A 23,276-nucleotide genomic window follows, 5' to 3' on the forward strand; every position below is an offset into this window, starting at 1 on the left:
CGCGCCCCGATCGCACGCGTCACGTCGTCGCGACGAGAAACGCCTCGCCGCTCGACGGCCGCAGGCCGTCGGTCCGGCCGCGGAAATAGCGCCGGACGAGATCGTCGGTCGACACGTGCCGGGCCTCGCGCAATCCCGCCTCGCGGGCGAACGCGAGCATCTCGGACGGGCCGAAGAAGCTGACGAACGGCGTGCCCGCCGCACGTGCCCGCGCGTAGACGGCTTCGTGCTGCGCGCGCTCGGCGGGATCGTCGATGAGTTCGAGCGGCAGCAGGAACGTCATCGCGAGCGTCGAGCCGGGCGCGAGCGTCGCGATCTGGCGCAGCGTGTCGGCGATCGCGTCGCGCGTCAGATACATCGAGACGCCGGTGGACGACACGACGGCCGGCCGTTCCCCGTCGAAGCCGGCCGCCTTCAACTGTTCGCGCCAGACGCCGCCCGCCTCGAAATCGACCGGCACGAGCCGCAGCCAGTCCGGCACGCCATAGCCGAGCGCGATCAGGCGCTGCCGCTTCCACGCCTGCGTGGCGGGCTGGTCGACCTCGAATACCCGCAGATGCGACGCGAGCTTGGCCCTGCGCTGCGCGAACGTGTCGAGACCCGCGCCGAGCACGACGTACTGGGCCACGCCATGCGCGGCCTGCTCGCAGACCAGATCCTCGACGAAGCGCGCGCGGCCGACGATCGACGCCCGGTAGCCGCGCGTCGCTTGCGCATCCATGTCCGGCCGGCTGCGCCAGCCTTCGTCCGGCGCGGCCAACTGCAGGCCGATCTCGTCGTCGAGCACGTGCGGCGGCGCATCGATCTCGACGTGCAACGCGCGCCACAGCGCGACGCGCACCGCGGTGCTGTCCGGCGCTGCGATCGATTGGTTCGGCATGACGCTCCCCCTTCCGTGGACGAATTTCGTCGGTACGTCACAGTGTATCGATCGTGCGGCGCCGCCCCAAGCGGGGGCGCGATCCTCGCTGCGCCGCTGACGGCGCGAGGATCGGGGCGGCCCGTTCAGGCGAGCGTCACGGCCGCGCCGCTTTTCCGTCGAGCGCGGCAGGCATCAGCTCGACGTAGCGCGCGTCAGTCAGCGTGCGCAGGAACGCGACGAGATCGTCGACGTCGGCGTCCGTCATCGCGGGCGGCGTGCCGGGGCGGCGATTCATCGGCGTCGAATTCACGTTGATGTTGCCGCGATACGCGGGCGGCACGTCGTCGAACGTGTCGCGGCCGTGATACCAGTGCGCCGGATCGGTCGAGCGCGTGTTGTAGAACGCGACTGCGTCGCGCAGCGTGTCGAACACGCCGTTGTGCATGAACGTCTCCTTGATCGCGACGTTGCGCAGCCCCGGCGTGCGCAGGTAGCCGCACCATTGCGTCGGCTCGGGCCAGCGCAGCTTCGCCGCGGTGTCGCACAGGCCGTTGTCGAAGCGGCGCGGATCGCGGTTCGCGGGCAGCGCGCGATTGCGCGGCACCGCGATCGCGTCGTAGCCGAAGTCGGTGAAGAGCGAGCGCTCAGGCCGGCTCGCGGTGTCCGACAGCGTGTGGCAGCTCATGCAGTTGCCCTTGTCCGGATTCTTGAAGAGCGCAAGCCCGCGCAGCTCCTGCGGCGTGAGCGGCGCGCGCTTCGTCACGTATGCGTCGTAGCGCGACGAGAAGGGCGCCATTTCGTCGCTTTGCAGATACGCCTGCACCGCTTCGCCGAGCGCGCGCACCATCCGCTCGGGATCGCGGCGCACCGACGGGCCGAAGCGCTCGGCGAGCGCCGCGCCGAGCTCGGTGCCGTCGATCTTGCGCATGAGCGCCGCGGGCGACGCGTTGTTCATCTCGTTCGGATCGAAGAGCGGGCCGCGCAACTGCTCGGCGAGCGTATCGGCGCGGCCGTCCGAGAAAAGGCCTCCGAACGGCGCGGGCGCGAGCGCGTCGTCGTCCTGATAGAAGTGGCGGCGCGGCACATAGCGCACGTACAGCAGCGAAGGCGCGTTGCGGCTGCTGAAGCGGCCGGGCCGGCTGCCCTGCGGCACGCGCGGGCCGGCGAGCGCCGCGCTCGACAGCGTCGGCGCGAATGCGCGGCCCGGATCGTGGCAGCTCGCGCACGACGTGCCGCGCGGCTGCGACAGCCGGGCATCGAAGAACACGCGCTTGCCGAGCGCGACGAGCGCCGGCTCCGGGCGGAACACCGCCGCAGTCGGATCGACTTTCGACGCGACCTGCGGCGTGTGTCGGCCAATCGTGCCGACGACGCGCTGCGGCGGCGCGCCGGGGAGCAGGGTCGTCGCCGCCGAGCGGGGCGAGGCGGGCGCGGCGGGGGCGGTGTCGGGCGTGATTTTCGTATCGGCCGCGTTCGTCGTACTAGTGGCGCCCGTCGCGGCCGTCGTGTGAATCGCGCTCATCGTGTTCGTCGCCGCCGAACCGGACGCGAAGGCAATCACCGATGCGCACGCGACGAGCGCGCCGCATGCGGCGCGCGCGATGGCCGGGATGATGCGATGTTTCTTCATCGTGCGAGCGAGCGGGATGTGCGGTGAGAACGGGGCGGTCGCGCCGCGTCGGCTGCGCCGGCCGACGGATCGGCAAGCGCCATCGCGGGCGCGCGCTCGTCGAATTCGAGCGCGCGCCGGGCGGCGAATGCCGGTGGTTTAACGTGCGCCGCCCGACGATGCGCGGGGGCGCGGCCGAATCGCGCCACGGCCGGCACCGCCGTCGCATGCGGGGCGACGGTATCGACGGCGCCTGCTTTCGGCGCGCGGGCCGGCGCGGCGCGCCGCGCGCGTTCCGCGCATGCGGGCGCACGCCGCGTCGCCGCGCGTCGCTTGCGGCCGGTCACGGCGTGACGAAGCCGGTCTTGTCGCATGCGAGCGTCGTGCCCGCCTGGTCGCAGGTCGCGAGCAGCTTGCCCGCCGCCGTGTACGCCTTGAACGTCCAGCCGCGCGCGGGCGACGCGCGCCGCTCCATGATCAGGAAGCCGAAGCTGTTGTTGTGCGACAGCTTGTCGATGACGACGCCGGGCGCGGGCGTGAGGTTTGCCGGGAACGGATCGGGCAGCGCGACGTCGAGGTTGTCGCCGCCGTTGCCCGATACGATCGTCGCCGGATGGCCGGACGCGAAGTTGATCGCCTGGAAGTCGTGCACGTGGCCGTGCAGCGCGACCTGCACGCCGGGCGGGTAGTACGCCTGCGCATAGAGGCTCGACATCACCGACTGCAGCGCGAGATTGCCCGGCGCGGGCGTGCTGCCCGGGATCGGCGCGAACGCGAGGATCGGATGATGGTTCGTGAAGATCGTCGTCGACATGCCGGGCCTGTTCGCGAGCGCGGCCACCGTCTGGAACTGTTTCTGGTAGATCTGGAATTGCGTGTCGGTCGTCTTCAGCGCCGCGCGGCCGACCTTCGCGGTATCGAACACGATCACCTGCGAGCCGGTGCCGAGCGGCACCGCGTAGGGCTCCGAATAATTCGCGTTGCCGTCGTTCGCGGGATCGTTGCACGAGCGCGCGTCCGAGTACGGGCGCGGATCGAGGAAGCGGAACCAGCCCTGGCCCGCGCGCGCGCATTCCTCATGATTGCCGCGCACGACCACCCACGGCGCTTTCGCGAAGAGCGGCGCGGCGGGCTCGAACAGGTCCGCGCGCCAGGTGTCCCAGCCGTAGCCCCACGGGCTGTTCCTGCAGCCGGCGATGTCGGGCGGGCACGCGTTCTCGCGATAGTGATAATCGCCGACGTGCAGCACGAGATCCGGATTCAGCTTCGCGACGCTCGCCGCGATCGTCGCGAACGGCCACACGGTTGCGTCGCTGCACGCCTGGAATGCGTTGTCGGCCTTCTTCATCCGGCAGCCGGTGTCGGCGATGATCGCCACGCGCTGCGGCTCGGCCTTCGGCAGCGGCAGCGTTCGTCCGGCGACGGTCACGTCCTTCGCGTTCGCGGGCAGTGCCGTTTCGCAGACGGATACCGAAAAGCTCGACGGCTTCGAATCGGCCGGATCGCTCGCGGTCGGGCGTTGCGCGGCGGTGCCCGCGGCGACGCGCAGCGTCATCCGCGCGATCTTGCCGTCGGCGCTCAGTTGCGGGCAGACGGCGGGCGCAGGCTCCGCCGACGCCGCGGCGGGCGGCGCGTAGCTCGTGATCACGCGGGCGATGGCCTGGTTGGCGTCGCCGATCTCGACCCACGCCGCCTGGATGTTCGCGGGCGCGCTCGCGGCGTCCGGCTGGTTATCGATGCTGCTCGTGCAGGCGTGGAACAGCGTGGCGCCCGCGAGCGCCGGCAGAAGCGCGGCGGCGCGGCGAAGAATCGGTCGTGGCACGGTCGTTTCCGTTGGAAAGACGTAAAAGTACGCATGGCCGATGTAATAAATGTGAAGGCGGCGTGACATCATCGCATGGCGATGGCGATGGCGATGGCGATGGCGATGGCGATGGCAAGGGCGAGGGCGAGGGCGAGGGCAAAAGGGCGAGGGCCGAAAGCAAGGGTCGAAAGCAAGGGCGGCGCGAACGTGAGTGAGCCTTTGAGGCGCGCCGCATACCACGCACCGCACACCACGCATCGCGGCACATCGACCGCCCGCGCTTGCCGATCGATCGCCGTTACGCGCCCCGATTCTCACCGAACCGAAACAGCCGCGCGGGCGTTTCGACGAAGATCGCGCGCCGCATCGCGTCGTCGCGCATCCATCGTTGCGCGAGCGTGAGTGCGCGGCCGAACGTTTCGGTTCGCTCGAACTGCGTATGCGGCCAGTCGCTGCCCCAGACGAGCCGCTGCGCGCCGAATTCGCCCTCGAGCGCATCGAACGCTTCGCGCGCGCGGGCTGCCGCTTCGTCGGGCGCGAGCGGCCAGTTGCGGTAGACGCCGGAAATCTTCACCCATACGCGCCGCGTCGCGGCCGTGCGCAGCAGATCGCGGAAGCCCGCGTCGGCGATGCCGTGCGCCGGGTCCGGGCGGCCGAAATGATCGACGACGACGTTCACGCGATGCGCGAGCAGCGGCGCGATCAGCCGCCGCAGCCGGTGCGCTTGCGCGTGCAGCTCGACATGCCAGCGCAGCGCCGCGACGCGCTCGAGCGTCGCGCGCCATGCGGGGCCGTCGAGCGCCGGGTCCGGCATCCCGATCAGATTCAGCCGGATGCCGACGATGCCCGCGCGATCGAGCGCGTCGAGCTCGTCCTGCGCGCGGCCCGCGTCGATCACCGCGACGCCGCGCAGACGCCGCGGCTGCCGCGCGAGCGCGCGCAGCAGGTAGCGGCAGTCGCTGCCGAGAAAGCTCGGCTGCACGAGCACGCCGTGCGAGACGCGATGCGCGTCGAGCTGGGCGAGGTACGCGTCGAGCGTCGCGTCGTAATCGGGCGCGTAGCGGCGGCGCCCGGCGAGCGGCAGCCCCGTTTCGAACACGTGCGCGTGCGCGTCGACGCCGACGATGCCGCCGGCTTCATCCCGGATCGCCGCTATGGGCGCGCGGGCCGTTCCCTGTTGCTCGCTCAACGCTCGATGCTCCTCATGCCGTGAATCTGCCGCCCGAATCCGCCGCGCCTTCAGCGATGCTGCGCGCGCGGCGCGGCGACGCCGCGGGTTCCCGCGCCGGCAGCGGCGTTCGCGCGCTCGTCGAACGTGCGCCCGCGCGTCTCGGGCAGCATCAGCACCGCGACGACGACGATCGAATACGCGATCGCCGCGTCGATGCCGATCGCGGTGCCGAGCGGCATGCCCGCCGACATGTGGCCGACGAGCACCGGAAAGCCGGCCGACGCGACGCGTCCGAAGTTGTAGCAAAAGCCGACGCCCGTGCCGCGGGTGCCGCGCGGATACAGCTCGTTGAAGAGCGCGCCCATGCTCGCCGGGATGCCGGCCGCGAAGAAGCCGAGCGGAAAGCCGAGCACGAGCATCGCGGCGTTGCCGAGCGGCAGGAACAGATAGGCGATCACGGTCGCGACGCAGCACGCGGAGAACGCGAGGATCGTGCGGCGCCGTCCGATGCGGTCGAGCAATTGCGCGCTCGCGACGCAGCCGCAGAAGAACGCAAAGATGATGACGGCCAGATAGCCGCCTGTGCCGAGCACCGACAGATGCCGCTCCGCTTTCAGATACGTCGGCAGCCACGTCATCAGCGCGTAGTAGCCGCCGTGCGCGCCGACGCCGAGCAGCGCGCCGATCAGCGTGATGCGCAACGTGTCCCGCGCGAAGATGCCGACGAGCGGAGCCGCGGCGGCGTGCGGCGCAGCCCGCGCTCCGGATGCGTCCGCCGCAGGCTCGACGATGCCGCGCCGCACGTAGACGATCAGCAGCGCGGGCAGCAGGCCGACGGCGAACATCGCGCGCCACGCGAGCTCGGCGGGCATCAGCGAGAACGCGAGCGCATAGAGCAGCACGGCCGCAGCCCAGCCGAGCGCCCACGCGCTCTGCACGGTGCCCATCGCCTTGCCGCGATGCTCGGCGCGGATCGTCTCCGCCATCAGCACCGCGCCCGCCGCCCATTCGCCGCCGAAGCCGAGGCCCTGCAGCGTTTTCAGGACGACGAACTGCGGATAGCTCGTCGCGAACGCGCAGAGGAACGTGCCGACCGAGAAGAACGCGATCGTCCATTGCAGCGTTCTCACGCGGCCGAAGCGGTCGGACAGCATGCCGGCCGCCCAGCCGCCGATCGCCGACGCGACGAGCGTCGCGCCGCCGACAAGGCCCGCCTGCGTGCGCGACAGCGACCATTCGGCGATGATCGCGGGAATCACGAGGCTGAACATCTGCACGTCCAGCGCATCGAGCGCCCAGCCGCCGAAGCAGGCCCAGAACGTGCGCCGTTCCCGGGCCGAGATCGTGCCGAACCATTTGAACACTGTCGTCTCCTGTTGCCCGACGGGCGTTGCGGCGCGCCGCCGCGGTTCGCGGCGCTCGCCCGTCGGCGCGCATGCGCGCGTTCGCGTGTCGGTGCGCTTGCGCCGTTTGCGTTAGCGGATCTCCGCCTGATAGATGAACTCGCTCGCGGGGCCGCGCGAGCGCCGCCATTCGAGCGGCCGGCGGTCGTAGCCGTACGCGAGCCGCTCGATCACGACGGCGGGCGTGCCCGGCTCGATGCGCAACAGGCGCGCATGCACGGGGCCGATCGCCTCGACGGTCAGCGTCTCCGTCGCCGACGCGACGATCTGGTTGCAGTGCGCTTCATAGACCGGGTACAGCAAGTCGCCGATCGCGTCGAGCTCGAGCCGCGCGAACGCGGCGAAGCGGTCGTAAGGCAGCCAGATTTCCTCGGCGAGCATCGGCGCGCCGTCGATCAGCCGCAGGCGCGTCATTTCGATCACCGGTTCGCGGCTCGGAATCTGCAGCGCGGCGGCGACGGCCGACGGCGCTTCGACGATCTCGCGGCGCAGGACCCGGCTCTCCGGTATCCGGCGCTCGCCATGCCTGCTCTGGAAGCGGAAGAAGCGGAACAGCGAGCTGTCGAAGCTCGCGCGCCGCACGAACGTGCCGCGCCCCTGGAAGCGTTCGAGCATCCCGTCGGCGACGAGCAGGTCGACCGCCTTGCGCACGGTGCCGATCGCGACGTCGTAGCGCTTGGCGAGCGCCTGCTCGGTCGGGATCGCCTCGCCCGGCCGCCAGTGCCGGGCGGCGATGAGCGCGGCCAGCTCGTCGCGCAGACGCTGATAACGGGGCAGACGGTCGTCGGTGGCGTGCATGGTTTCTCCCAATTCATCTATATGTTTGCATGACTTGTGGCGAGGCGAATCGGTGAAAACCCGATGAGTGCCGCTAAATTCCGACGTGAGACGCGGGTTATTACGCATTGCCGCATTCCACTATTCAACCAATCATCTATATGAATTTTGAACCAGGAGACAGCAGGTGGACGAGTCCTCAACCCGCGAACGGGCGGTCATGACGAAAATCGCGCGTCGGCTGATGCCGCTGCTCGTGATCATGTTCCTGATCGCGTTCATCGACCGGCAGAACGTCGGCTTCGCGAAGCTGCAGATGGTGCACGCGCTCGGGATGACCGAGGCGTCGTACGGGCTCGGCGCTTCGCTGTTCTTCATCGGATACCTGCTGTTCGAGGTGCCGAGCACGCTCGCGCTGCACCGGTTCGGCGCGCGCCTCTGGCTCGCGCGCATCATGATGACGTGGGGCGCGATCACGGTGCTGCTCGGCTTCACGCATTCGACGGGCGTCTTCTACGTGTTTCGCTTTCTGCTCGGCGTCGCGGAGGCGGGCTTCTATCCGGGCGTCATCTATTACCTGACGCTGTGGTTTCCGCAAAGCCACCGCACGCGCGTGCTCGGCTTCTTCACGCTTGGCAGCGCGCTCGCGAACATGCTCGGCTCGCTCGCGGGCGGGCTGCTGCTGTCGCTCGACGGCCGGCTCGGGCTCGCCGGGTGGCAGTGGGTGTTCGTCGCCACGGGGCTGCCCGCCGTTGCCGTCGCGCTCGTCGCGCTGCGCTTCCTGCCGGAGTCGGTCGAGCGCGCGACGTTTCTGTCCGACGACGAGAAGCGCCTCGTGCTCGCCGCGCTCGAGCGTGAGGCGTCGCCCGACGCGGTGTCCGAATCGCCGTGGCGCGCGCTCGTCGATCCGCGCGTGCTGATGTTCGCGCTCGCGTACATGCTGATGTCGACGTCACTGTACGGCGTCACGTACTGGCTGCCGACGCTCTTGAAGAGCAGCGGCGTGCCGCCGTCGACGAACGGGCTGCTGAACATGATTCCGTGGGCGATCTCGGCGCTGCTGTTGCTGTGGCTGCCGGCGCGGCTCAAGCGCGAGCGGATCGTGTTGAAGGCGATGGCGCTCGTCGCGGGCGCGGGCGTCGCCGGTTTCGCGCTGAGCCTCGCGCTGCCGGGCCTGCCGCTGCGCTTCGCCGCGCTCGTGCTGGGCGGCGCGTGCATCCCGCTGCTGTATCCGTGCTTCTGGTCGCTGCCGCCGCGTTTCTTCACCGGCGCGCGCGCCGCGGCCAGCATCGCCGCGATCAACTCGATCGGCAATCTCGGCGGTTTCTTCGCGCAGAACCTGATGCCGTACGTCGGCAAGGTCGCGGGCAGCGCGAGCGCGCCGATGCTCGTGCCCGTCGTGTGTCTCGCGACGCTCGGCGTCGGCATGCTGGCGGTCGCGACGACGCTCGGCCGGCGGCCGCGCGCGGGCGTCGCGGCTTGAGCGCCGCGTGACGCGGCGACGGCGTCTCGGGCGGTCCGGGCGCGCGTGAAGGGGGCAGGTCACTTCGAGCCAGCGACCTCAACACGCTCGCAGATGATTTGGATCGGTTACGTTCCGCCATGAAAGCAGAGGCGGTTACGGCGGAGCAAGATATGGAAGTTGCGAAGGTCGCAAGTGCCGGATTTGCAGCGAGGAATGGGGATGTGCCGTCTGTCATCGGTCATTTGGCCGGAGTCGGCAAATGGTGTCTTGATGTTGCAGCGAAAGTCGCCCCAGAGCTCGCGACGGCAACGTTAAAGGCAATGCTTGGCCTCGATAAAGGATAGGAAAACGCCGGTAGCGCCGGCACACGGAAAAGACGATGCCGAATATTCCGAGGATGGTCCAAACGGCGCACGTGATCCAGGAGCGAGCGGACACCGTGCGTAAGCGCTCGACATGTACCGTCTGTTCGTGAGAGCGCGGCATAGGCGATCTGATTCCCATCAGATGTAATGGGAATCAGATCGATGAAGCCAGTAGTGCATGGAAGACAACCGGGATCGAGGAATTACACGAAGGAGTTTCGGGAAGCGGTTGCTGCTGAAGCGAACGATCCGAATCGTTCAATTGCCGAAGTAGCCCGTGCGCATGGCTTGAACGCCAATATGGTCGCGCAGTGGCGGAGGAGCTTACTGGAAGCGCAACGCGCAACGCCGATACCAAGCGTCGCGCTGCTGCCTGTTGAGGTGGTCGATCTGCAAGCGAAAGACGTCCCAAACCACGCTCTGCCGCAAACGCTGGATGTGTCTCGTCGCGCGCGATCGAGATCGAACACCTGAAGCTGACGATCGCCAAGCTGCGCCGGATGCAGTTCGGTAGAAAATCGGAGAAGCTGAATCGCCAGATCGAGCAGCTTGAATTGCGGCTGGAAGACCTGCAGGCCGACGAAGGCTCGGCCGATATGGTCACCGCTGCTGCGGTAAAGCGGCCGAGTCGCGAAGGTGTGGGCCGCAAGCCGAACGCTTCGGCCACCCTCTCAGAGGGGCGTCGTTCGTGGACCGCATACACTATATCGAGCAGCCGGGTTCGGTCGGGGCTACTCCAGTCACAGCGCCCGTCGCACGTTCGCGACCAGACTACTCGCCCAAGGGCATCCGATTGAGACCGTTCAGCTTCTGCTGGGTCATTCCCACCTCGATCATGTGGCCCCTTATCTGGAAGTATCGAAGACGGCCCGGTGCCACGCAATGGCCGATCTCGGCGGGGTGTTCGAAGAGGATTGATTGTTGTCCCCGATGGGGATATAAAGTCGGAAGTGAATTTGACCGATAAAGAGACGCATGACAACCAAGGAAGATCTCGCGGAACTTCCCCAGCAGGAACTGCTACGCGTGGCGATGGATCGACTGGGCATGACGCGGGCGGAGTTCGCCGCGCGGCTGAGTATTGCCGTTCGCACGCTGGATAAGTGGCTTCTGCCGGACGGCTCCCCTGACGCACGCACAATGCCCGATATGGGCCGATCGTACGTGCTCGAGATCCTGCAATGGCAGAAAAAACGAAAGCCCTTTTGACCACCCCTAATGGGGATAGGTACTGTTCCTCAATGAACCTCGCTTCGAGAAGCAAATGTCGAATCAAACTGCCGCGCTGCTGAACATGATCGACGCCGACAAGGCGACGCTCGACGCTGCGCGCCCGCTGCCGCCGCACACGGTTGCATCGCTGCGCGAAAAGCTGTTGCTGGAGTGGACGTATCACTCGAATGCGATCGAGGGCAACACGCTGACACTGCGGGAAACCAAGGTGGTGCTCGAAGGCGTCACGGTCGGTGGAAAGTCACTTCGCGAGCACTTCGAGGCGACGAACCACCGCGACGCAATTGTCTATGTCGAGGACATCGTGTCGAAGGCGGAAACACTGTCGGAATGGCAGATCCGCAACATCCACAGTCTGGTGCTGAAAGGCATCGACGCCGAAGAGGCGGGCCGGTATCGCCGCGAGAACGTCGTGATCGCGGGCGCGAGCACGACCTCGCCTGACTTCAGGCATCTGCCTGCCGAAATGGCCGCGCTGATCGACTGGTGCGAGGCGACCAGCGACATGCATCCGGTCGAGCGGGCGGCGGAACTGCATACGCGATTCGGGAAGATCCACCCGTTCGTCGATGGCAACGGGCGGGCGGGACGGCTGCTGCTCAACTTCGAGTTGATGAAGGCGGGCTATCCGGCCGCGATCATCCGCAAAGAGGATCGACTTGCCTACTACGACTCGCTCGACAAAGCCTGCGTCAGTGGCGATTATGGCGACATCACGCGCCTGGTCGCCGAATCAGTGCAGCGCTCGCTCGACACGTATCTCGACGTGCTCGGGCTGCGTCATGCCTCCGCGCTGGATACGCCTCCGACGACGCCGGGTTTTCGGATGTAAAGGAGGAAAAGAGAGAACATGAACTCCAAACCGACAGGCTACCTAGCTCTAATTGCGCAAAGAGAGGCACTGGATGCGCAAATCAACGCCGCCCGCGAAGCCGAACGTGAAGTGGCGATCGGACAGATCAAGGCACTGATGAAGGAGTTCGATCTCAGCGTTCTGGATCTGCAAGAGAAAGTGCATAAGCGCAACTCGATGCGCATGTCGGCTGTTCCGAAGTACCGCGACCCGGCGACAGGGAAAACCTGGTCTGGCAGGGGGCGACAGCCAGCATGGCTCGGTAACGATCCTGCAGTGTTCCTAATTCAGCCCGACCTGCTCGCCATCTGAGTAGGGTAACCGCTCTTCGACCATTGATAGGAAAGGAGCTGTACAAAGATCTCATGAGACGCGGGAAACCAAAACTTACCCGTCAGGACGCCGAGCGTCTTTTTGCGGGATTACCAAGCGGGAACACGAGCGCGTCCGGCCGGCCGGTGAATCCATTCGAAGCCAGCGCGCTCGATACGGTCCAGCGTGCCGATGACGAAACCCGGCTCTGGAAAGACAATCTGATCACGCTACCGAACGCGTTCGCTTTGCCCGCCGGCTACGCGTCGCTGTCTCACTTGTGCGAGGCGATAGCGCACATTTTACGGGTGAGATGGGTTAGGGAAACTGGCCACGAGGTTGTTGCCGAGTTTCCTGAAGGATGGAAGGCCATTCGTCCGGCCACTGGCCCCATTGAACTGCGAGATCCGTCGAACGTGGTGCGAGCAGTATATGGCTGGGCCGAGGATGCCGAGCTGCGGCTGTTGCCACGTTATCTGGTCGAGACACAGTCGAACAGTTCGACCGGGATGGGCAGCTTGCTGGTCCGCGATCGCGCCACCGGGCAGATTCTCGAGCGTTCCTCGATCTGGTCCTCACTGACAGGCAGCAACCATCCGGATTGGGCTCGGCTTTCAGGGTGGCTCAGCTTACGCTATCCGCAACATCTCGATCCGTTACGGTACTGGGACGATTGTGAGGCTAGTGCTGACCAGGTCGGCACCTAGGAAACCGAGATGGCGCGCCACTACGTTACACACGAAGGCCCCTAGGAGGTGGCCTCACTCGTTCGGACAGGTTTCTGAGATTTTTAAGTGGAACGTCCGAGGCAATCATGCTGCCGATTTGATCGCATCCAAAGCATCCAAAGCATCCAAAGCATCCAAAGCATCCGAAGCGTTTGGAGCATTCGAGGTATTCGAAGTGCTCGAAGCGCTCGAAGCATCCGATCGCTTCGTCGCGATTTAGCCGTCGGCGTGTTTCGTGACACAATCGCGAGCCCTGTCTCGCCGGCAATTTTCTTTCGGCCACGATAAGCATCACGAGGAAAACTTGGGCTACAAGCTCATCGCCTTCGATTTCGACGGCACGCTCGCGGATTCGCTCGCGTGCTTTCTTCATGCGCTGTCTGAGTCCGCGCGGCATCACGGCTTTCGCGCGATCGACGACGCGCTGCTGCCGCAAGTGCGCGGGATGTCGGCCCGCGAGATCGTCGAGCTGCTCGGCGTGCCGCAGTGGAAAGTGCCGCGCATCGCCGCCGACATGCGGCGGCGGATGCAGGCGCGCGCGCCCGACGTGCGGCTCTTTCCGGGAATCGACGCGACGCTGCGCGCGCTCGCGCAACGGGGGACGCGCGTCGCCGTCGCGACGTCGAATTCGGAGGCCGTCGTGCGTGCGATCGCCGGCCCGGCGACGTGCGCGCACATCCGGCATTTCAGTTGCGGGATTTCGCTGTTCGGCAAGGCGCGGCGCTTGCGGTTGCTCGCGCGCGCAAGCGGGTTCGCGCGCGCCGACGTGCTGTACGTCGGCGACGAAGTGCGCGACGCCGAGGCCGCGGACAACGCCGGGATCGCGTTCAGGGGCGTCGCGTGGGGCTATACCGCGCCGCAGGCGCTGCGGGCGCATTGTGGACTGCCGTTGATCGAGCGGCCGGAGGAACTGCTGGCGCTGTAGCGCGCTCATGTCGCCGCGCCGGTCCGATGCGGCGTGAATCGCGCGCGGCGTGGAGGGCGGGCCTCGCCGTCTCACTGTCGCGCTGCATAAACGCCTCACCATCCCACCATCCCACCATCCCACCATCCCACCATCCCACCATCCCACCATCCCACCATCCCACCATCCCACCATCCCACCATCCCACCATCCCACCGCACCACCGCACCACCGCACCACCGCACCACCGCACCACCGCACCGCCGTCTAACGCCCGGGATCGCTCCGCCAAGTCGCGGCGGTGACGAACGACGCGGCACGCCGGGGCCGACGCGTCACCCTGATGCGCCGTATGGGCGAGCATGGGCGACCCCAGTGATGCGACAGGATCGGCGGTTTCGGTCGCTCGCGCGTCCCGCGTCCTGCGGACGATCGCCGACCGACGGGCGCCGCGAGTCGCGAGTCGCGCCCGCGCGGCCGCCTGTCACGCGTCGCTCATGACTCGCTCGCGCCCGCGGTCTTGCGCGGGCGGCGCGGGCGCGCGGTCGACTTGCGCGGAGCCTTCGCGGGCGCCGCTTCGGCCGCTGGTTCGCCGGCGGCGGCCGGGGTGGCCGCATCCGCATCGGCCTTGGCGGCCGGCGCCGCTTCGGCCGCGCGCGGCTTGCTTTTCTTCGCCGGGGCCTTGCGCACGCGCGAACGCGCGGGCTTCGCCGCTTCGGTTTCCTGCGCTTCGGTCGTCTCGTGCGTGCGGGCCGGTTCGTGCGGCTCGTGCGCATCCCGCGCTTCGCGGGCCGGGTGCGCCTCGCGCGCGTCATCCGCGGCGCGCTCGCGCCGGGTTTCGCGCGTCTCGGCGAAGTCCGCACCGAGGATCTCGGCGTCGGCATCGAGGCTCGCAGCGTGGCTTTCCGCGCCCGGCTCGACGATCAGCGGCATCTGCTCGGGCACGCGCTTCTTCGCGCCGCGGCCCTTGCCGTGCCCCTTCTTGCCGGACGGCTTCGCGCCCGCGTGGTTTTCCTCGGCGGCCGAGGCCGTCTCGAAGGGCTTGATCGTCTCGACGGCGGCCGGCTGGATCGAGCGGAACACGAACGTGCCCGATTTGTCGTCGCGGCCGATCTCGAGGAGCCCGCGCGCCTGCGCTTCCTCGAGCAGGTTGCCGAACGCGCGGAAGCCGTAGTACGACTCGTTGAAATCCGGCTTGCGCCGCTTGATCGCGCTCTTGAGCACCGATGCCCAGATCTTGCCGCTCTCGCCGCGCTCGGACGCGAGCGCGTCGAACGTCTCGACGGCGAGCGAGATCGCTTCCGCCTTGCGCGCGTCGCCGTCGTGCTTGCGGTGCTTGTCGTCGTCGGCCGTGCGCTTCGCGCCCGCCTCGGCCTTGCGCGCGTCGCGCTTCGCGAGCGCGCGCTGCTGCTCGCGGGCGAGGTCATCGTAGAAGATGAATTCGTCGCAGTTCGCGACGAGCAGATCCGACGTCGAGTTCTTCACGCCGACGCCGATCACGCGCTTCGCGTTCTCGCGCAGCTTCGACACGAGCGGCGAGAAGTCCGAATCGCCGCTGATGATGACGAACGTGTCCACGTGCGCCTTCGTGTAGCAAAGATCGAGCGCGTCGACGACGAGCCGGATGTCCGCCGAATTCTTGCCCGACTGCCGCACGTGCGGGATTTCGATCAGCTCGAAGCTCGCTTCGTGCATCGCCGCCTTGAACGTCTTGTAGCGATCCCAGTCGCAATACGCTTTCTTGACGACGATGCTGCCCTTGAGCAGCAGCTTCTCGAGCACGGGCTTGATGTCGAATTTCTCGAACTTCGTGTCGCGCACGCCGAGCGCGATGTTTTCGAAGTCGCAAAAGAGCGCCATGTTGACGCTGTCCTGGGGTAAGGCCATGGGGTCTCCAACCTGAGTGTCGGGTCGATCGTGCGATCGAGGATGGCGCACATGATAGCGGGTCGGCGCGGTCGCGCGGAAATCCGCGTGTTCGACGGCGTGCGCGGCGATGTGCGCGGGGGCTCGGGCGGCGGTGCGAACGGTGGGCCAAAGAATGCGCGGCACGCGCGCTTGTCGTGGCGCGCCGACGCGAATGCGCGGCGCGTTTCGCGCACGTCTGCGGGGGGGCGGCATCGTTCGAGCGCGCGGCGTCGTGCGCTCGGAGGCGATGGAGCGGCGGCGCGATTGCGCGACGGCACGACGGCACGACGGCGCGACGGCGCAACGGCGTAACGGCGCGACCGAGTGACCGAGCGGCCGAGCGAGGCCGCCCGCGCTTTTTTCGCGCGATAGCCGCCGGCTGCATGGGCGGCGCGCGCGAAGCGCGTCCGGCTCAAATCGGAAAGCTCGTGGTCGACAGAATCTCCTTCAGCACGACGAATGTCCGGATTTGCCGCACGCCGGGCAGATACAGCAGTTGCTCGGCGTGCAGCCGGTTGAACGTGTCGCTGTCGCGCGTGCGAATCAGCATGATGTAGTCGAATTCCCCCGTCACGACATGGCATTCCATGCAGCCGGACACCTTCTGCGCGGCCTGCTCGAATGCGTCGAACGAATCGGGCGTCGAGCGGTCGAGCACGACGCCGATCATCACGAGCATGCCGGCGTTCAGCGCCTTCGGCTCGAGCAGCGCGACGATGCCGCGAATCAGGCCCATCTCCTTCAGGCGCTCGACGCGGCGCAGGCACGCGGGCGCGCTCAGGTTCACCTTCGCGGCGAGCGCGACGTTCGAGATCGACGCGTCGCGCTGCAGCACGCGAAGGATCGCGCGGTCGACACGGTCGATGTCCGCGCCGGCCGGCTGGGCGACGGCCTTCGGCGTGGATTTTTTTGTTGCGCGCATGATATGTCGTTCCTAATTAAATTAATCGAATGACTTATACGCCGTCATAAAAGTAGGTGATTGGCAATATGTTCGCAACCCTGTTTTTCCCGATCGTTCTTACCATGGGACGTCGCGGCGAATCGCGATCGGGCTGCGCGGCGCGCGGTTCGATGCGTTCGCGCGCCCGAATCTTCGATGACAGGAGCGATCGATGAATCTTCAGAAATTCCCGCGTTATCCGCTGACCTTCGGCCCGACGCCGATCCAGCCGCTCAAACGCCTCACCGCGCATCTGGGCGGCAAGGTCGAGCTGTACGCGAAGCGCGACGACTGCAACAGCGGCCTCGCGTTCGGCGGCAACAAGACGCGCAAGCTCGAATACCTGATTCCCGACGCGCTCGCGCAAGGCTGCGACACGCTCGTGTCGATCGGCGGCATCCAGTCGAACCAGACGCGCCAGGTCGCGGCGGTCGCCGCGCATCTCGGCATGAAGTGCGTGCTCGTGCAGGAGAACTGGGTCAACTATCACGACGCCGTCTACGATCGCGTCGGCAACATCCAGATGTCGCGCATGATGGGCGCCGACGTGCGCCTCGTGCCGGACGGCTTCGACATCGGTTTTCGCAAGAGCTGGGAGGACGCGCTCGCCGACGTGCGCGCGCAAGGCGGCAAGCCGTACGCGATTCCGGCCGGCTGCTCCGATCATCCGTTGGGCGGCCTCGGCTTCGTCGGTTTCGCCGAGGAGGTGCGCGCGCAGGAAGCCGAGCTCGGCTTCAAGTTCGACTACGTCGTCGTGTGCTCGGTGACGGGCAGCACGCAGGCGGGGATGGTCGTCGGCTTCGCGGCCGACGGGCGCGCGGACCGCGTGATCGGCGTCGACGCGTCGGCCAAGCCCGTGCAGACGCGCGAGCAGATCCTCAGGATCGCGAAGAACACCGCCGATCGCGTCGAGCTCGGCCGCGACATCACGAGCGACGACGTCGTGCTCGACGAGCGCTTCGGCGGCCCGGAATACGGGCTGCCGAACGAAGGCACGCTCGAGGCGATTCGCCTGTGCGCGAAGCTCGAAGGCATGCTCACCGACCCCGTCTACGAAGGCAAATCGATGCACGGGATGATCGAGAAGGTGCGGCTCGGCGAATTCCCGGCCGGCTCGAAGGTGCTGTACGCGCATCTCGGCGGCGTGCCCGCGCTGAACGCGTACAGCTTCCTGTTTCGCGACGGCTGACCCGGCGCGTCGGGCCGCCGCGCGTGTTCGCGCCGATGAGCGGGGCGAGGCGTTCGTGCGACGAAACGGCGGCGGCGCGCTGGTGGCAGCCGCCGTCGTCGCCGACGCTCGTGTGCGTCGTCGGCGACGACACGCTGCCCGCCGCGTGCTGCGGCGCGCTCGCGAAGCGGCTCGCCGGCATGCCGCAGATCGCGCTGCTCGGCTGCGCCGAACCGGCGCGGCTGCATGCGTCGTGGGTCGATGCGCGGTCGAGCGCGGCGGCGCGGCCGCCCGCCGAAATCGCGCCGCTCGAGCGCGCGCTCGGCCGGTTGTCGCGCGACGCTCGGCTGCTGTTGTGGTCGCAGCAGCCCGCGGCGCTCGACTGGATCGGCGGCGTGCACGGCCATCGGACGTTCGTCGTGCGCCATTGTCCGCTGACGTGCGACGAGATCGAGCTGCAACGCGCGGTCGACGCGGCGCTCGCGCTGCTGAGGGCCGCGATGCGGTCGCGGATCGACGCGGAATATTGACCCGGTCAGCGAGTGCGGCGTGTCGGGCGGAATTCGGGCGGCGTCGGCGATGTCGGTTGTGTCGGTCATGTCGGCATGCGTTTGCCGGCGTGGTTGCCGATCATCGGCGAAAGCCCGTCGTGCCGGGCATGCGGTGATTGGGGCGGCGGAATCGGCATCGGTCATCCGGCGGCGTTCGCCGCTCACCGCTCACCGCTCACCACTCATTGCTCATTGCTCATTGCTCATTGCAAGCTGCTCACCGCTAGCCGAGCGCCGCTCACTACTCGCCGTTCGGCGGCTCGACGAGCCCGCGGCGGCGATCCGCACCCGGTGCGCCGGATCGACCGCCTGGGTCGAATGTCGAGATGGTGCGTCGCGGCCGCGACGCAAACTCCAGTAAAGATCGCAATAAAGATCCCCGCAAAGCTCCCAGCAAAAGCCCGCGATGAAACCGAAATCGCGCGTGCAACAGCGCGTCGCGTCGCGCCGGCAGCCTGAGCGAACCGGCGAGCGTCCGCCGCGCTCGCGCGCCGCATGGCCGGTTCGCTTCGCGACGCGCGACGTTCGTTCGCGTCGCGGCCGTCGCGGGCCGCATCGTTTCCCTACATTCGTCGTATTCCGGCAACCTTGGAGAACGCCATGGGCATACAAAAGGTTCAGCAAGGCGCGACTGCGCTCAATGTCTCTTCCGAATCGTTTTCCGGGCAGCACGCAACCGGGCAAACACAGGCGCGGCAATCGTCGCAGCGCGGCGCCGGGGCCGCGCTCGGCGGCCTGAAGGATCTTCAGAACCTGAAGCGCGGCGATCTGATCATGGAGCACGGCAACATGCACGCGGTGATGTACGCGGCGGGCGACAAGCCGCTCGTCCACTCGACGAACGGGCGCTTCTTCGGCGTCCTTCAGCAAGGCCCGGATTACCTGACGAAGAAGTTCGGCAACGAGACGCCCAAGAAGCTGCCGGTGTACCGGATGAAGAACGCCGAATCGCCCATTTCCGAGGAAGCGGCGCGCATCGGCGAGCAATGGGCGCTGCGCTCGCGCGAGTCCAACCCGACGAAGACCAAGACTCCATTCGGTGAGGGGCGCTTGAACGATGCAGACGAAGACAAGGCCGAGGAGTGGTCGCCTGAAGCGACGTTTCGCGCGGCGCGCGCCGCGCTCAGAAGCGATGAAGACATGCCGCTCAGCAAGAACCAGGGCGTCAGCTGCTCGCAGTTCGTCACGTACGCGTATCAGGCGGCGGCGCTGAAGAAAGGCGGGGATGCGTCCAACGGCGCGCCGGAACTGCTCGACCACGTCAAGCAGGCCGGCGCGCATCAGCAAGGCGCGCTCAAGAGTGCGGCAAGCAAGGACGAGCGGCTGCAGCAGCAGACCGAACTGGTCCGAGACGCGCACGGGCGAGCGACCGAAGTCATGCCGCATACGCTGCAGGTCAACGCGAAACACATGACGGCGGACGTTCTCTCGTCGCAATTGCGCAAGCCGGGCGGCGATTTCGAGCTCGCGGGGTATGCGGTGCCTTACGAGAACGGCGACGAATCCGGCGTCAAGCTGTTGCCGAAGGACGATCCCCGCGCGAAGCAGAAAATCTCGGAGATCGGCAAAGCCGGCGACGCATGAGCGCGTTCGCGCCCGCTTCCGGCACGCCGCGCGCGGGCCGCGGTCGCGACGCCGGCGGTCCGCCGCTCGCGGCCGACGAAACCGCGGAACGCGGGATCGGCGCGGCGACCGTGCAAACGTGCAAACGTGCAAACGTGCAGCCGGGCAGCCGGGCTCCGGCCGCTCCCGTCAAATCCCGCTCGGCGCGGCCGCGCGCCTGCCGGCCGCCTCAGGCCGCTCGCGCGCGCCTCGCGTCGCGCACCGCCTGTCCCTCTTCGGCGAGATCCCAGAACAGCCCCGCCATGATCTGCAGCGATTGCCGCGCGACGCTGCCGAGCAGGTGCTCGTTCGGCGCGTGCTGCGAGCACGCCGCGTACGAATGCGGAATCCACAGCGTCGGCAGCCCGAGCAGCTCGGCGAACACGTCGTTCGGCAGCGAGCCGCCGAGATTCGGCAACAGCGCGGGCGCGTCGCCCGTCGTCGCTTCGATCGACGCGAGGCTCCAGCGCACCCACGGATCGTCCGGGTCGAGCCGCGTCGCCTCCGTCCGCGTGCCGCGCTCGGCGATCTCGATGTCGGAGAAGCCGTGCGCGTCGAGATGCGCGCGCAGCCGGTTCAGCAGATTCGGCCCGTCGCTGCCCACGACGTAGCGCAACTGGCAATGCGCGTGCGCATGCCCGGGGATCGCGTTGACGGGTGCATCCGGATTGCCGGTCCTGAACGCGAGAATTTCCAGCGCGTTCCAAGCGAGCACCCGCTCGATCGGCGTGAGGCCCGGCTCGCCCCAGTCGCGATCGACTTGCGGATCGTTCGGGCCGCCGCCGACATCGAGCGCACGCAGCGCGTCGCGCACCGGCTGCGGCACGCCGCCCGGCCGCCAGCCGTCGACGAGTATCCGGCCGCGCGCGTCGACCATCGTCGCCAGCGCGTTCGCGAGCCGGATGCCGGGGCTGCGCAACAGGCCGCCCCAGTTGCCCGAATGATGGCCGCCGTCGCGCAGCCCGATCGACAGCGTGAAATTCAGGTTGCCGCGCGAGCCGAGGAACATCGTCGGCCGCGCCGCCGCGACGCGTGGCCCGTCCGACGCGATGAAGAGGTCGGCCGCGAGCGCGTCGCGATGCGCGGCGCAGATCTGCGCGAGCCCGGGCGAGCCGGTTTCCTCGCCCATCTCGATGATCGCCTTCACGTTGTAGCCGAGCCGGCCGCCGCGCGCGTCGATCACCTGCGCGAGCGCGGCGAGGTTGATCGTGTGCTGGCCCTTGTTGTCGGCGGTGCCGCGGCCGTACCAGCGGTCGCCGTCGACGACGATCCGCCACGGCTCGAGCCCCGCGCGCCACTGCGCGTCGTGGCCGGGCACGACGTCGCCGTGGCCGTACGTGAGGACGGTCAGCGCGCCGGGGGCCTCGATGCGCTCGGCGATCAGGAACGGGCTGCCGCCTTCGAGCGGGCTGTCGACGATCGTCGCCGTGAAGCCGAGCGCCGCGAGCGACGGCGCGATGTGATCGGTCAGGTACGCATAGAGCTGCGGCCGCGATGACGCGAGCTGGCTCTCGGTGCGCACGGCGACGCGCGCGTTCAGTTCGTGCAGGAAGCGGCCGTCGTCGAAGTACGACGCGGCCATGTCGATGGCTCGACTGCGACTCGTCATGTCTGTCTCTCCATGTTGAGGGTTCAGGCGTCGCGCTGCGCGCCGGCGGCCGGCGGATCGGGCAGGCCGAGGCCCGGCTCCGGCGTCAGCGCCGACGCGAGCAGCTTGCGTGTATACGGATGGCCCGGCTGCGCGAAGATCCGCCCGGCCGCGTCCTGCTCCACGATGCGGCCGCGCTCCATCACCGCCACGCGATCGGCGAGATGCTCGACGACGCCGAGGTCGTGGCTGATGAACAGGTAGCTCAAGCCGAGCTCGGCCTTCAGGTCGAGCAGCAGGTTCAGGATCTGCGCCTGCACGGACACGTCGAGCGCGGACGTCGGCTCGTCGCACACGAGGATGCCGGGGCGCAGGATCAGCGCGCGCGCGATCGCGACGCGCTGCCGCTGGCCGCCCGACAACTGGCCCGGATACTGGCCGTGCGTGCGCTGCGGCATCCCGACGAGGTCGAGCATCCGGCGCACTTCGGCGTCCTGCTCGTCGCGCGTGCCGCGCCGGTGCACGCGCAGCGGCAGCCCGACGATCTGCGCGACCGTCTTGCGCGGGTTCAGCGACGAATACGGGTCCTGGAAGATCGGCTGGATGCGCAGCGCGGTGCGTCGGGCGTCGCGCGGGTCGACCTGCCGGCCGTCGAGCAGCACGCTGCCCGAGGTGGGCGGCAGCAGGCCGAGCAGCATCTTCGCGAGCGTGCTCTTGCCGCAGCCGGATTCGCCGACGAGCGCGAGCGTCTCGCCGCGATGGAGGCGCAGCGACACGCCGTCGACCGCACGCAGCGGCGTCGGCGCGTGGAAGAGGCCGTGTTTCAGCATGAACGTGCGGGTGAGCGCGCACAGTTCGAGCGCGACGTCGGTGCCGGGCGAGGCGGCGTGGAGGTCGGCGTCGACGCCGGCACGGGGCGGCGCGGATGCAGCGGATGCAGCGGATGCAGCGGATGCAGCGGATGCAGCGGATGCAGCGGATGCAGCGGATGCATTGGACGCGGAAAGCGGAGCGGCGTTCATCGGCTGATTTCCTCGCAAGCGGATTCGACAAGCACGCAGCGCGCGCGATGGCCGCCGCCGGCGTCGACGAACGCCGGCGTCTGCGCGCACGCGTCGCGCGCGAGCGCGCAGCGGTTGCGGAACGCGCAGCCGTCGATGTCGCCGACGAGCGACGGCACGACGCCCGCAATCGCGTCGAGCCGCGAGCCGGGCCGCGTCTTGCCGCGCACCGGAATGCAGTTCAGCAGGCCGCGCGTGTACGGATGCGCGGGCCGCGCGAACAGCTGCGCGGCGCTCGCGGTTTCGACGACTTCGCCCGCGTACATCACCGCCACGCGATCGGCGATCCGCGACACCACGCCGAGATCGTGCGTGATGAACAGCACCGCGGTGCCGAACTCGCGCTGCAGCTCGCGCAGCATCCGCAGGATCTCGGCCTGGATCGTCACGTCGAGCGCGGTCGTCGGCTCGTCGGCGATGATGAGATCGGGCTCGCACATCAGCGCCATCGCGATCATCACGCGCTGCCGCAGCCCGCCCGACAGTTGATGCGGATACTGGCGCAGCCGCTCGGCCGCGTGCGCGACGCCCGCGCGTTCGAGCAGATGCACCGCGCGCTCGCGCGCCTGCGCGAGCGACGCGCCGCGATGCCGGCGCAGCGCCTCGCACAGCTGGTTGCCGAGCGTGTACGCGGGATTGAGCGAGGTCATCGGGTCCTGGAAGATCATCGCGATCCGGTTGCCGCGCAGCCCGTTCATCGCGCGGCGCTCGAGCGACAGCAGATCGATGCCGTCGAACGCGAGCCGATCCGCGCGGCGCTGCGCGTGCCGCGGCAGCAGATCCATCAGCGCGAGCGACGTCATCGATTTGCCGCAGCCGGATTCGCCGACCACGCACAGCAGCTCGCCGCGCTCGAGGCGCAGGTCGATGCCGCGCACCGCGTGCAGCACGCCGTTCGGGGTCGGCAGGTCGACCCGCAGATTGTCGACTTCGAGCAATGCAGCCATCGGGCTTCTCCTTGACGCCGGT

At 68.2% G+C, this 23,276-nt stretch carries 22 protein-coding genes and 1 pseudogene; 12 read left to right on the plus strand and 11 right to left on the minus strand.

Features of this window, described 5'->3' with window-relative positions:
• Positions 1-19: 19 nt before the first annotated feature.
• The 6 genes from WT60_RS25300 to WT60_RS25335 form a co-directional block, all read right to left on the minus strand.
• The gene (locus WT60_RS25300) at positions 20-880 is read right to left on the minus strand and encodes a class I SAM-dependent methyltransferase (RefSeq protein ID WP_038753020.1); all 861 of its coding nucleotides are present in this window, start codon (positions 878-880) and stop codon (positions 20-22) included.
• A 136-nt stretch (positions 881-1,016) separates the two neighbouring features.
• Entirely contained in the window at positions 1,017-2,492 is a 1,476-nt protein-coding gene (locus WT60_RS25305; RefSeq protein ID WP_236860924.1) for a cytochrome c peroxidase, read from the minus strand.
• 322 nt (positions 2,493-2,814) lie between these two features.
• On the minus strand, positions 2,815-4,293 hold the full coding sequence (locus WT60_RS25315; RefSeq protein ID WP_082759409.1) for a metallophosphoesterase: 1,479 nt from the start codon (positions 4,291-4,293) through the stop codon (positions 2,815-2,817).
• Between the two features lie 280 nt (positions 4,294-4,573).
• Positions 4,574-5,464 carry an amidohydrolase family protein gene (locus tag WT60_RS25325; RefSeq protein ID WP_060356081.1) on the minus strand — a complete coding sequence of 297 codons (891 nt, stop codon included), beginning with the start codon at positions 5,462-5,464 and terminating at the stop codon, positions 4,574-4,576.
• A gap of 50 nt (positions 5,465-5,514) precedes the next feature.
• Positions 5,515-6,810 (minus strand): MFS transporter, encoded by a 1,296-nt coding sequence (locus WT60_RS25330; RefSeq protein ID WP_038753025.1) that lies wholly within the window; start codon positions 6,808-6,810, stop codon positions 5,515-5,517.
• Positions 6,811-6,921: 111 nt separating this feature from the next.
• Positions 6,922-7,647, minus strand: coding sequence for a GntR family transcriptional regulator (locus WT60_RS25335; protein ID WP_038753026.1), 726 nt, complete (start codon positions 7,645-7,647; stop codon positions 6,922-6,924).
• 199 nt (positions 7,648-7,846) lie between these two features.
• On the opposite strand from WT60_RS25335, the gene WT60_RS25340 reads away from it, so the two are divergent.
• The 9 genes and pseudogenes from WT60_RS25340 to WT60_RS25380 all read left to right on the plus strand — a co-directional run bounded on the left by WT60_RS25340 (position 7,847) and on the right by WT60_RS25380 (position 13,507).
• The gene (locus WT60_RS25340) at positions 7,847-9,109 is read left to right on the plus strand and encodes an MFS transporter (protein ID WP_081989994.1); all 1,263 of its coding nucleotides are present in this window, start codon (positions 7,847-7,849) and stop codon (positions 9,107-9,109) included.
• Between the two features lie 509 nt (positions 9,110-9,618).
• Positions 9,619-9,930, plus strand: a complete 312-nt coding sequence (locus WT60_RS34960; RefSeq protein ID WP_222430152.1) for a transposase — start codon at positions 9,619-9,621, stop codon at positions 9,928-9,930.
• Positions 9,897-10,049 (plus strand): annotated as a pseudogene (locus WT60_RS25350) (transposase); the annotation flags it as partial. The gene WT60_RS34960 and the pseudogene WT60_RS25350, both read left to right, overlap by 34 nt.
• Before the next feature lie 43 nt (positions 10,050-10,092).
• A complete protein-coding gene (locus WT60_RS25355) occupies positions 10,093-10,374 on the plus strand; it encodes a tyrosine-type recombinase/integrase (RefSeq protein ID WP_081989996.1) in 282 nt (93 codons plus the stop codon).
• A 57-nt stretch (positions 10,375-10,431) separates the two neighbouring features.
• On the plus strand, positions 10,432-10,665 hold the full coding sequence (locus tag WT60_RS25360; protein ID WP_038753030.1) for a hypothetical protein: 234 nt from the start codon (positions 10,432-10,434) through the stop codon (positions 10,663-10,665).
• Between the two features lie 85 nt (positions 10,666-10,750).
• Positions 10,751-11,521 (plus strand): Fic family protein, encoded by a 771-nt coding sequence (locus tag WT60_RS25365; protein WP_348982045.1) that lies wholly within the window; start codon positions 10,751-10,753, stop codon positions 11,519-11,521.
• Between the two features lie 18 nt (positions 11,522-11,539).
• On the plus strand, positions 11,540-11,854 hold the full coding sequence (locus tag WT60_RS25370) for an H-NS histone family protein (protein WP_038753034.1): 315 nt from the start codon (positions 11,540-11,542) through the stop codon (positions 11,852-11,854).
• A 53-nt stretch (positions 11,855-11,907) separates the two neighbouring features.
• Positions 11,908-12,561, plus strand: a complete 654-nt coding sequence (locus WT60_RS25375; RefSeq protein WP_082758254.1) for a hypothetical protein — start codon at positions 11,908-11,910, stop codon at positions 12,559-12,561.
• A 325-nt stretch (positions 12,562-12,886) separates the two neighbouring features.
• On the plus strand, positions 12,887-13,507 hold the full coding sequence (locus WT60_RS25380) for an HAD hydrolase-like protein (protein WP_038753036.1): 621 nt from the start codon (positions 12,887-12,889) through the stop codon (positions 13,505-13,507).
• Positions 13,508-13,981: 474 nt separating this feature from the next.
• Here the strand turns inward: WT60_RS25380 and WT60_RS25390 are convergent, their stop codons facing one another.
• Both WT60_RS25390 and WT60_RS25400 read right to left on the minus strand, forming a co-directional pair.
• Entirely contained in the window at positions 13,982-15,373 is a 1,392-nt protein-coding gene (locus WT60_RS25390) for an NYN domain-containing protein (RefSeq protein ID WP_060820053.1), read from the minus strand.
• A 433-nt stretch (positions 15,374-15,806) separates the two neighbouring features.
• On the minus strand, positions 15,807-16,316 hold the full coding sequence (locus tag WT60_RS25400) for an Lrp/AsnC ligand binding domain-containing protein (RefSeq protein ID WP_038753042.1): 510 nt from the start codon (positions 16,314-16,316) through the stop codon (positions 15,807-15,809).
• Positions 16,317-16,509: 193 nt separating this feature from the next.
• Between WT60_RS25400 and WT60_RS25405 the strand changes: the two genes are divergently transcribed.
• From WT60_RS25405 to WT60_RS25420, 3 genes are all read left to right on the plus strand, one after another.
• The gene (locus WT60_RS25405; protein WP_038753044.1) at positions 16,510-17,526 is read left to right on the plus strand and encodes a 1-aminocyclopropane-1-carboxylate deaminase; all 1,017 of its coding nucleotides are present in this window, start codon (positions 16,510-16,512) and stop codon (positions 17,524-17,526) included.
• Between the two features lie 35 nt (positions 17,527-17,561).
• Entirely contained in the window at positions 17,562-18,035 is a 474-nt protein-coding gene (locus tag WT60_RS25410) for a hypothetical protein (RefSeq protein WP_038753059.1), read from the plus strand.
• A gap of 621 nt (positions 18,036-18,656) precedes the next feature.
• Entirely contained in the window at positions 18,657-19,640 is a 984-nt protein-coding gene (locus WT60_RS25420; protein ID WP_060356078.1) for a hypothetical protein, read from the plus strand.
• A 208-nt stretch (positions 19,641-19,848) separates the two neighbouring features.
• Here the strand turns inward: WT60_RS25420 and WT60_RS25425 are convergent, their stop codons facing one another.
• Genes WT60_RS25425 through WT60_RS25435 form a run of 3 tightly spaced genes read right to left on the minus strand, consistent with a single transcriptional unit; the run spans position 19,849 to position 23,254 of the window.
• Positions 19,849-21,267 carry a M20 family metallopeptidase gene (locus WT60_RS25425; RefSeq protein ID WP_060356077.1) on the minus strand — a complete coding sequence of 473 codons (1,419 nt, stop codon included), beginning with the start codon at positions 21,265-21,267 and terminating at the stop codon, positions 19,849-19,851.
• 23 nt (positions 21,268-21,290) lie between these two features.
• Positions 21,291-22,268 carry an ATP-binding cassette domain-containing protein gene (locus WT60_RS25430; RefSeq protein ID WP_060356076.1) on the minus strand — a complete coding sequence of 326 codons (978 nt, stop codon included), beginning with the start codon at positions 22,266-22,268 and terminating at the stop codon, positions 21,291-21,293.
• Positions 22,265-23,254 carry an ABC transporter ATP-binding protein gene (locus WT60_RS25435; RefSeq protein ID WP_059648063.1) on the minus strand — a complete coding sequence of 330 codons (990 nt, stop codon included), beginning with the start codon at positions 23,252-23,254 and terminating at the stop codon, positions 22,265-22,267. Before WT60_RS25435 ends, WT60_RS25430 begins: the two co-directional genes overlap by 4 nt.
• Positions 23,255-23,276 lie beyond the last annotated feature (22 nt).

The sequence above is a fragment of the Burkholderia sp. MSMB617WGS genome, assembly GCF_001532025.2.
GTDB classification, from domain to species: Bacteria; Pseudomonadota; Gammaproteobacteria; order Burkholderiales; family Burkholderiaceae; genus Burkholderia; species Burkholderia savannae.

Bases quoted from the DNA above. Each gene is read 5' to 3' on its own strand.
- WT60_RS25300 (WP_038753020.1), bottom strand. From the start codon at position 880: ATGCCGAACCAATCGATCGCAGCGCCGGACAGCACCGCGGTGCGCGTC.
- WT60_RS25305 (WP_236860924.1), bottom strand. From the start codon at position 2,492: ATGAAGAAACATCGCATCATCCCGGCCATCGCGCGCGCCGCATGCGGC.
- WT60_RS25335 (WP_038753026.1), bottom strand. From the start codon at position 7,647: ATGCACGCCACCGACGACCGTCTGCCCCGTTATCAGCGTCTGCGCGAC.
- WT60_RS25340 (WP_081989994.1), top strand. From the start codon at position 7,847: ATGACGAAAATCGCGCGTCGGCTGATGCCGCTGCTCGTGATCATGTTC.
- WT60_RS34960 (WP_222430152.1), top strand. From the start codon at position 9,619: ATGAAGCCAGTAGTGCATGGAAGACAACCGGGATCGAGGAATTACACG.
- WT60_RS25360 (WP_038753030.1), top strand. From the start codon at position 10,432: ATGACAACCAAGGAAGATCTCGCGGAACTTCCCCAGCAGGAACTGCTA.
- WT60_RS25365 (WP_348982045.1), top strand. From the start codon at position 10,751: ATGATCGACGCCGACAAGGCGACGCTCGACGCTGCGCGCCCGCTGCCG.
- WT60_RS25370 (WP_038753034.1), top strand. From the start codon at position 11,540: ATGAACTCCAAACCGACAGGCTACCTAGCTCTAATTGCGCAAAGAGAG.
- WT60_RS25375 (WP_082758254.1), top strand. From the start codon at position 11,908: ATGAGACGCGGGAAACCAAAACTTACCCGTCAGGACGCCGAGCGTCTT.
- WT60_RS25390 (WP_060820053.1), bottom strand. From the start codon at position 15,373: ATGGCCTTACCCCAGGACAGCGTCAACATGGCGCTCTTTTGCGACTTC.
- WT60_RS25400 (WP_038753042.1), bottom strand. From the start codon at position 16,316: ATGCGCGCAACAAAAAAATCCACGCCGAAGGCCGTCGCCCAGCCGGCC.
- WT60_RS25405 (WP_038753044.1), top strand. From the start codon at position 16,510: ATGAATCTTCAGAAATTCCCGCGTTATCCGCTGACCTTCGGCCCGACG.
- WT60_RS25410 (WP_038753059.1), top strand. From the start codon at position 17,562: ATGAGCGGGGCGAGGCGTTCGTGCGACGAAACGGCGGCGGCGCGCTGG.
- WT60_RS25420 (WP_060356078.1), top strand. From the start codon at position 18,657: ATGGGCATACAAAAGGTTCAGCAAGGCGCGACTGCGCTCAATGTCTCT.
- WT60_RS25425 (WP_060356077.1), bottom strand. From the start codon at position 21,267: ATGACGAGTCGCAGTCGAGCCATCGACATGGCCGCGTCGTACTTCGAC.
- WT60_RS25430 (WP_060356076.1), bottom strand. From the start codon at position 22,268: ATGAACGCCGCTCCGCTTTCCGCGTCCAATGCATCCGCTGCATCCGCT.
- WT60_RS25435 (WP_059648063.1), bottom strand. From the start codon at position 23,254: ATGGCTGCATTGCTCGAAGTCGACAATCTGCGGGTCGACCTGCCGACC.